Below are 4,824 nucleotides of genomic sequence, written 5' to 3' on the forward strand. Positions count from 1 at the left end.
GGAGACAGGGGGACGGCGTATTGTCGGCGAAAGGCCGGCGCCCGCCGGGCGGAGGGGCGCAAAACCGCGTGGCGGCTTATCATGTCGGGTTGCCCTGAACCCCGCATCGCGCCTTGAACCAGAACCTTCCCCCGGACCTGAAATTGCCTGGATCGACCGGCGCCGACACCCCCGGGACGCCGCCGTCCGTGGGCGAGCCATCCCCCCGTTACCTGGGCGCCGCCCTGCGGCATGCCAGCGCGTTCCTGTCGGTGCGCGGTGCGCGCACGCACAACCTCAAGAACATCGACCTCGACATTCCCAAGCACGCCCTGGTGGTGATCACCGGGCTGTCGGGCTCGGGCAAGTCCAGCCTGGCGTTCGACACGCTCTATGCCGAGGGGCAGCGCCGCTACGTGGAGAGCCTGTCGGCCTATGCGCGGCAGTTCCTGCAACTGATGGACAAGCCCGACGTGGACCTGATCGAAGGCCTGTCACCCGCCATCGCCATCGAGCAGAAGGCCACCAGCCACAACCCGCGTTCCACCGTGGGCACGGTGACCGAGATCCACGACTACCTGCGCCTGCTGTTCGCGCGCGCGGGCACGCCACACTGCCCCGACCATGGCTTGCCGCTGACCTCGCAGAGCGTGGCGCAGATGGTGGACACGGTGCTCGCGCTGCCCGAGGGCACGCGCCTGATGATCCTGGCCCCGGTGGCGCGCGAGAAGAAGGGCGAGTTCACCGAGCTCTTCGCCGACATGCAGGCCCAGGGTTATGTGCGCTTCCGCGTCGACGGCGCGGTGCTGGAGGCCGAGGCGCTGCCGGCCTTGAAGAAAACCGAGAAGCACAACATCGACGTGGTGATCGACCGCATCAAGGTGCGCGTCGACGTTGAGGAAGAGGGCGTGAATCCCTTGCGCCAGCGCCTGGCCGAGAGTTTCGAGGCCGCGCTGCGCCTGGCCGACGGCCGGGCCATCGCGATGGAGATGGACGCGCCGGAAACCCCTGGCGCGGTGCCGCGCGAGCACGGTTTCTCGGCGCGCTTTGCCTGCCCGCTGTGCCACTACACCGTGGGCGAACTCGAGCCGCGCCTGTTCTCGTTCAACTCGCCCATGGGCGCCTGCCCGACCTGCGACGGCCTGGGCCACACCGAATTCTTCGACCCCGCGCGCGTGGTCGCCTTTCCCTCGCTGAGCCTGGCCAGCGGTGCCATCAAGGGTTGGGATCGGCGCAACGGTTATTACTTCGCCATGATCGAGAGCCTCGCGGCGCACTACAAGTTCGACGCCGAGGCGCCCTGGGAGAGCCTGCCCGACGCGGTGCAGCAGGTGCTGCTCTACGGCTCGGGCGAGGAAGAAGTGAAGTTCAGCTACGCGCTCGAATCCGGCGAGCGCGCGGGCAAGAAGATCAGCAAGAAGCACCCCTTCGAAGGCATCGTGCGCAACTTCGAGCGCCGCTACCGCGAGACCGACAGCGCCGCCGTGCGCGAGGAACTGGCGCGCTACCGCGCCGTGCAGCCCTGCCCGGAGTGCGGCGGTTCGCGCCTGCGCCGCGAGGCGCGCCACGTGTTCGTGGGCGAGGGTGAACAGAAGCAGCCCATCTACAAGATCAGTCACGTCACGCTGGGCGAGGCGCTGGCTTATTTCCAGCAACTGGAGCTGCACGGCGCCAAGGGCGACATCGCCGCGCGCGTGATCAACGAGATCCGCCAGCGCCTGAAATTCCTGAACGACGTGGGCCTGAACTACCTCAGCCTGGACCGCAGCGCCGACACGCTCTCGGGTGGCGAGGCCCAGCGCATCCGCCTGGCCAGCCAGATCGGCAGTGGCCTGACCGGCGTGATGTACGTGCTCGACGAGCCCAGCATCGGCCTGCACCAGCGCGACAACGACCGCCTCATCGCCACGCTGCAGCACCTGCGCGACCTGGGCAACACGGTGCTGGTGGTCGAGCACGACGAGGACATGATGCGCACCGCCGACCACGTGATCGACATGGGCCCGGGCGCGGGCGTGCACGGCGGGCGCGTGATGGCGCAAGGCACCTGCGAGCAGGTCATGGCCACGGCCGATTCGCTTACTGGTCAGTACCTCAGCGGCACGCGCCAGATCGCCGTGCCCGCGCGCCGCACCCCCTGGCTGCCGGTGGTGAAGAAGGGCGATGCCCCGAAGGCCGCGCCCGCCAAGCCGCGTTTCCCGCCCAGCCCGGCGGCCGAGCGCCGCGCCGCGCGCGAGGCCGCGCACCAGGCCACGCTGGGCGAGCTGCAGGAAATCCGCGTCGTCAACGCGCGCGGGCACAACCTCAAGGGCGCGAGCGTGGCGTTCCCGGTCGGCCTGCTGACCTGCGTCACCGGCGTCTCGGGCTCGGGCAAGTCCACCCTGGTCAACGACACGCTGTACGCGGCGGTGGCGCGCACGCTCTACCGATCGCACGACGAGCCGGCCGCGCACGACGCGATCGAAGGCATCGAACACTTCGACAAGGTCATCAACGTCGACCAGTCGCCCATCGGTCGCACGCCGCGCAGCAACCCGGCCACCTACACCGGCCTGTTCACCGGCATCCGCGAACTCATGGCCGAGATGCCCACCGCGCGCGAGCGCGGCTACGGCCCGGGCCGTTTCAGCTTCAACGTGGCCGGTGGCCGCTGCGAGGCCTGCCAGGGCGATGGCGTGGTCAAGGTGGAGATGCATTTCCTGCCCGACGTGTACGTGCCCTGCGAGGTCTGCCACGGCCAGCGCTACAACCGCGAGACGCTGGACGTGCAGTACAAGGGCCGCAACATCGCGCAGATCCTGGACATGACGGTGGAGCAGTCGCACGCCTTCTTCAGCGCCGTGCCCACGCTGCACCGCAAGCTGCAGACCCTGCTCGACGTGGGCCTGTCCTACATCCAGCTCGGCCAGAGCGCGACCACGCTCTCGGGTGGCGAGGCACAGCGCGTCAAGCTCGCGCTGGAGCTCTCCAAGCGCGACACCGGCCGCACGCTCTACATCCTGGACGAACCCACCACCGGCCTGCACTTCGCCGACATCGAACTGCTGCTCAAGGTGCTGCACCAGCTGCGCGACGCGGGCAACACCATCGTGGTGATCGAACACAACCTCGACGTCATCAAGACCGCCGACTGGGTCATCGACATGGGGCCCGAAGGGGGCTCGGGCGGTGGCACGGTGGTGGCGCAGGGCACGCCCGAGACCATCGCGGCGCACCCCGACAGCCACACCGGGCGCTACCTGCGCCGCCTGCTGACGGTCTAGAGGCCTAGTTGTTGCGGTAGGCCAGGCCGACGGTGGCGCCGTAGGCGGTCTGGCGCCCCGCCAGCGGGCTGCGCGCGGCCGCGCCCTGCAGCTGCGACACGCCCACGCCGCCGTAGGCCACCCAGTGGCGGTTCAGCGCCGAGGTGATGCGCCAACCCAGCGAGACCGTGTCCCAGCCCGAGCCGATCGCGAACGCCGGCACACCCGTGGCGGCCGCCGGGGCCGGGTCCACGCCGTAGTGCGTCTGCCGGTAGGTGCCGTTGGCCCAGCCCGCACCCAGCGACAGGTCCCAGTGGGTCTGCGAAGAAACGGGGTGGCGGTAGCTCAGGCCATGGTCCACACGCAGGCCGCCGGCGCGGCCCAGCAGGTCTTGCGAGGCCCGCACCGAGTAGGTCCAGCGCTGGCTCAGGGCCGCGTTGGCGCCGACGCGGCCGCGCAGCGTGGCGCGCACGTCGGGCAGGCCGCGGAAGACGGCGTCGTCGTCCCACGAGCGCCCCTCGTCGATCGACAGCGAGGTGCTCAGCGACCAGCGGTCGTTGCCGGCCAGCATCGTGCTCACGCCGGTGTCCACGCTCTGGCGGCCCTGGCTGAGCAGGGCGCTGGCGCCCGAGGTGGCGAAGCGGAAGCGCCCGAGTTGAAAAGCCCAGATCGGGCGCAGCCGCAGGCGCTGCTCGACATCGCTGCCGAGTTGCGGCGCGGACGACACCACGGCGGCGCCCACGAGGTAGTCGCGGCTGGCCTCCAGGGCCACGGTGTCGGTGGGGGGCTCTGCCGCGCCCGCCCCGCTGCCCAGGGTGAGCAGGGTCGCTGCGGCCACCAGGGTGGTGGGGCGCATCGCGAACTCAGAACCGGCCGAGGTCTTCGATCGCATCCACCACCATGCCCGTGCCCACGGCGATCATCAGGATGTCGGCCGCCACGCGCACGTACTTGTAGCCCGAGGGGGGCAGGCCGATCTGCACCGACACGCTGTTGGGCACCGGGTAGTACACGACGTCGCGCGGCAGCGGATAGCCCATGCGCCACTTCTTCGCCTGGCCGGGGGGCATGCAGCCGTTGTGCTTCTTGGCCAGGCCCGGCGGGCATTTGCCGGCCTTGAACCGGGGCTCGTAGTACTCGTGGGCGATGCGGCGCTGGGGCTCACCGAAGTAGCCGCCGATCTGGATGTTCACCGACACGCTGGACGAGGGCGAGCGTGGCCCGTCGCGGCGGTCGTCCCGCCGGTCATCGCGGTGGTCGTCCCGGTGCTTCTCGTGCTTTTCATGCTTGTCGTGTTTGCCACCCTGCTTGCCGGCCCATTCGGGTTTTTCGGCCAGGGCCGGCAGGCTGCCCAGCAGCATCAGGCTCAGGAAGGCGATGGAGAGGCGCGTGCGCGGTGGGTGAGTCATGTCGTGGGCTTGTGGGGTGTTGTGTCGAACGACCGGGTCCGAGGGGGCGCGGCCTGTCGCGATTCTGGCGTGGCGCGTGGCCGTCGGCGTTACAAGGCGTAAGGCTGTGGCGGGCTCGCCGCGTGGCGCGGTAGATGAATTTCCCCGGTGCTGGCAGACTCGCCGCTCCCCCCGTGCCCCAACGACCCCATGCC

General features: G+C 69.9%; 3 protein-coding genes. 1 reads left to right on the top strand and 2 read right to left on the bottom strand.

All coding sequences use genetic code 11. The annotated features are described in order from the left end of the window. Positions 1-188 precede the first annotated feature (188 nt). Complete coding sequence (gene uvrA, locus AC3WPZ_RS27555; RefSeq protein WP_492442528.1) at positions 189-3,242, top strand: excinuclease ABC subunit UvrA; 3,054 nt, start codon at positions 189-191, stop codon at positions 3,240-3,242. A gap of 4 nt (positions 3,243-3,246) precedes the next feature. Here uvrA and AC3WPZ_RS27560 read toward each other — a convergent pair whose 3' ends face one another. Together AC3WPZ_RS27560 and AC3WPZ_RS27565 are read right to left on the bottom strand one after the other, a co-directional pair. Then, a complete protein-coding gene (locus tag AC3WPZ_RS27560; RefSeq protein ID WP_492442524.1) occupies positions 3,247-4,077 on the bottom strand; it encodes a MipA/OmpV family protein in 831 nt (276 codons plus the stop codon). 7 nt (positions 4,078-4,084) lie between these two features. Continuing rightward, on the bottom strand, positions 4,085-4,630 hold the full coding sequence (locus tag AC3WPZ_RS27565; RefSeq protein ID WP_492442526.1) for a hypothetical protein: 546 nt from the start codon (positions 4,628-4,630) through the stop codon (positions 4,085-4,087). Positions 4,631-4,824 lie beyond the last annotated feature (194 nt).

Source organism: Hydrogenophaga sp. FW305-3-2-15-A-LB1, from assembly GCF_058787875.1.

Excerpts from the sequence above, each read along its gene's own strand:
- AC3WPZ_RS27565 (WP_492442526.1), bottom strand. The coding sequence starts at position 4,630 with ATGACTCACCCACCGCGCACGCGCCTCTCCATCGCCTTCCTGAGCCTG.
- AC3WPZ_RS27560 (WP_492442524.1), bottom strand. The coding sequence starts at position 4,077 with ATGCGCCCCACCACCCTGGTGGCCGCAGCGACCCTGCTCACCCTGGGC.